Source organism: Microbacterium sp. PF5 (assembly GCF_004794315.1).
Lineage (GTDB): Bacteria > Actinomycetota > Actinomycetes > Actinomycetales > Microbacteriaceae > Microbacterium > Microbacterium sufflavum.
Genome location: NZ_SSDQ01000075.1, coordinates 1 through 3,489 on the forward strand (window position 1 = coordinate 1; position 3,489 = coordinate 3,489).

At 75.6% G+C, this 3,489-nt stretch carries 3 protein-coding genes and 1 pseudogene; 1 reads left to right on the forward strand and 3 read right to left on the reverse strand.

Annotated elements, in window-relative coordinates; all coding sequences use genetic code 11:
* Both DW297_RS05765 and galT read right to left on the reverse strand, forming a co-directional pair.
* On the reverse strand, positions 1-877 hold an 877-nt coding region (locus DW297_RS05765), incomplete at its 3' end, for a galactokinase (RefSeq protein WP_136030283.1).
* On the reverse strand, positions 874-2,043 hold the full coding sequence (gene galT, locus DW297_RS05770) for a galactose-1-phosphate uridylyltransferase (protein ID WP_136030287.1): 1,170 nt from the start codon (positions 2,041-2,043) through the stop codon (positions 874-876). The genes DW297_RS05765 and galT, both read right to left, overlap by 4 nt.
* A 144-nt stretch (positions 2,044-2,187) precedes the next feature.
* On the opposite strand from galT, the gene DW297_RS05775 reads away from it, so the two are divergent.
* A complete protein-coding gene (locus DW297_RS05775) occupies positions 2,188-3,150 on the forward strand; it encodes a LacI family DNA-binding transcriptional regulator (RefSeq protein ID WP_136030289.1) in 963 nt (320 codons plus the stop codon).
* A gap of 2 nt (positions 3,151-3,152) precedes the next feature.
* On the opposite strand, the pseudogene DW297_RS05780 reads toward DW297_RS05775, so the two are convergent.
* Positions 3,153-3,489 (reverse strand): annotated as a pseudogene (locus tag DW297_RS05780) (hypothetical protein); the annotation flags it as partial.

A 3,489-nucleotide genomic window follows, 5' to 3' on the forward strand; every position in this document is an offset into this window, starting at 1 on the left:
GCACGGTGACGGTGTCGCGCACGCGCTGGTTCTCGGTGACGATGTGGCGCACGCGGCGGAAGGTCTCGTCGTCGAGCAGCTCCTGCGCGCGGGCGAGGTCCGCCACCGCGACGTCGCGCAGCGCGGGCACCCCGAGCGCCGCGGCACCGCGCTCGCACGACTCGCGGCGCGCGCGGTAGCCGCCGGTCGAGTGGGCGTGCTTCACGCGGGTGTCGATCACCAGCACGGACAGCCCGGCCGCGGCCATGCCCAGAGGCACGACCTCGGCCTCCAGCGAGCGGCAGTCGAGGAAGATCGCGGCGTCGGGCTCGCCGAGCATCGACGACATCTGGTCCATGATCCCGGTGGGGGCGCCGACCGCCTCGTTCTCGGCCGTGCGACCGATGCGCGCGAGGGCCACCGCGTCGAGCCCGGTACCCCACAGCTCGTTCAGCGCGGACGACGTGGCGCCCTCGATCGCGGCCGACGACGACAGTCCGGCGCCCACCGGCACGGTCGACGCGATCGCGATGTCGGCGCCGTGGCCCGGCACCCCCGTCGCCCGGCGCAGCGCCCACGCCACCCCGAGCGGGTACGCGGCCCACTCCGGCACCGCGGGGCGGCTCCCGGGCGCGGTGGGGAACAGGCGGTCGAGGTCGTCGAGGGCGACCTCCACGGGCTCGTCCGCGAACGTGGAGGTGACGCGGAGCCGACCGTCGTCGCGCCCGCCGACCGCCGCGGCCGTGCGCTGCGGGATCGCGAACGGCAGCACGAAGCCGTCGTTATAGTCGGTGTGCTCGCCGATCAGATTCACGCGACCGGGAGCCGACCACACGCCGTCCGGCCCGTGCCCGGTCAGGGTCGCGAACAGGGCCTCGGCCTCCCGCACGGCGGTCATGCGGAGACTCCGTCCACGGCGTCCGTGCGGGCGATGGCGTCGCGGAGGCGCTCGGCCCCCTGCTCCGGCGTGACCTCGGCGGCCCACGCCCACATCGCCGCCTCGGAGCCGGCGAGGTACTTGAGCCGGTCGGCGGCGCGGCGGGGGCTCGTCAGCTGCAGGTGCAGGCGCACGCTGTCGCGGCCCACGCGCACGGGAGCCTGATGCCACGCGGCGATGTAGGGCGTCGGGGTGTCGTACAGCGCGTCGACCCCGCGCAGCAGGCGCAGGTAGAGCGGGGCGAGCTCGTCGCGCTCGGCGTCGGTGGTCGCGGCGAGGTCGGGCACGTGGCGGTGCGGCATCAGATGCACCTCCAGCGGCCAGCGGGCGGCGAAGGGCACGAACGCGGTCCAGTGCTCGCCGCGGAGCACGACGCGCTCGGACCGCTGCTCGGTGTCGAGGATGCGGGCGAACAGGTCGGGCGCGGTGCGGTCGATCATGTCGAGCGTGCGGGTCGTGCGCGGCGTCACGTACGGGTAGGCGTAGATCTGGCCGTGCGGGTGGGGCAGTGTGACCCCGATCTCGGCGCCGCGGTTCTCGAACGGGAACACCTGCTGGATGCCGGGCAGCGCGGAGAGGGCTTCGGTGCGGTCGGCCCACGCCTCGATCACGGTGCGGGCGCGCGTGACGGTCTGGGTGCCGAACGATCCCGCGGGCTCGGGGCTGAAGCACACGACCTCGCAGCGTCCGACCGCGGTGCGGGTGCGACCGAGGCCCGGGGCGTCGAGGTCGTCGAGCCCGCGCGGCGCGTCGGCCGCGGCGGGGGCGGTGCCGACGGCCTCGGCGAGCGCGGGGCCGAACGCGGGGGAGCGGTTCTCGAACACGGCGACGTCGTAGCGCGACGGCACCTCGGACGGGTTGCCCGGGGTCTGCGGGGCGAGCGGGTCGGCGTCGGCGCTCGGCATCATCACGCGGTGCTGTCGGTTGGCTGCCACGGTGATCCAGTCGCCCGTCAGCACGTCGAGCCGCATGGTCGCGGTGTCGGGTCGCGGGGCGAGGGTGCGGGCGTCGACGGCTCGCTCCGGACCGAGGGCGGTGCCGGGGTCGTCGTAGTAGAAGAGGTCGCGGCCGTCGGCGAGGGTCGTGGCGCGGCGGACGACGCCGGCACCGAGGACCTGCGTCCGCATCTCAGGGGAATCGGGCGTGTTCACGTCAACATGGTAGGTCTCCGCGCGTGATAACGTCAACATGACGGAGTTGTGAACGGAGGACGCGTGGCACGAGACACCCCCGCCTCCGCATCCGCCGCGCCGGATGCCGCCCGCGTCTCCATGGCCCAGGTCGCCGCGCGCGCCGGAGTCTCGGGCCAGACGGTGTCGCGCGTCGTCAACGGCAGCCCGCGGGTCGATCCGGCCACGCGTGCCCGCGTCGAGGCGGCGATGGCAGAGCTCGGCTACCGGCCGCACCGCGCCGCGCGAGCCCTGCGCACGGGCCGCTCGCACACGATCGGCCTCGTCGTCACCACCCTCGCGACGATCGGCAACTCCCGCATGCTGCAGGCCACGGCCGAGGCGGCGGCCGAACGCGGCTACGCCCTCACCGTGGTCACCGCGTCCGAGGGCGTCGAGGCGGCGTTCGCCCAGCTCGCGGACCAGGGCGTCGACGGCGCGGTCGTGCTGAACGAGGCCTCCGCGCTCGTGCCGTCCGCCCCGCGGCCTCCGGGTCTGCGCCTCGTGGTGGTCGACGCGCCCGCCGAGACCGGGGCGATCGTCGTGCACAGCGATCACGCGGGAGGGGCGGCCGCGGCCACGGCGCACCTGCTGAGCCTCGGACACGCCGCCGTGCACCATCTCGCCGGGCCCGCCGACTCCTTCGCCGCCGCCGAGCGCGAGCGGGGATGGCGGGAGGCGCTCGCCGCGGGCGGGATCGCGGCGCCCGCGGTGGTCCGCGGCGACTGGACCTCGCGGTCGGGATTCGCGGCAGGCACCGCGCTGGCTCCCGCGACGGCCGTGTTCTGCGCGAACGACCAGATGGCCCTCGGTCTGCTGCGGGCCCTGGCGGAGTCCGGACGCCGTGTGCCCGCGGACGTGAGCGTGGTGGGGTTCGACGACGTGCCGGATGCCGCGGACTACCTGCCGCCCCTCACCACCATCCGCCAGGACTTCTCCGCACTGGCACAGCGGGCGGTGGGGGCCCTTGTCGCGGCGATCGAGGGAGCGGACCCGGCGGCGGACGGCGACCGTGCGATCGTGCCCACCCGGCTGCTCGTGCGCGACAGCACCGCGCACGGCTGAGGTCAGCCGGGCGGCAGCAGCTCCTCCGCGTCGAACGCGGTCGTCGACCCGTCCGCCCACACGACCAGCCACCCGCCCTCCTGCGGGGTGAGCTGCGGCGACGCCGAGGCCACGCCGAGCAGCACCCCCACCGCCACCCAGGCCCCCGGGTGCGCCGGAACGGTGAGCCACGGTGTCGCCGTCCGCGGGGCCAGGGGCGTCACGTCGGACTCGACCCGCACGCCCGAGGCCGCCCCGTCCGTGCCGTACAGCTCCACGAGGCGGCTGTGCCGCGCGGGCGCGCGAAGGGCGTCGGCTCGTCGACACTGCGCAGCCGCTTCATCCTGCGCAACGCCATGC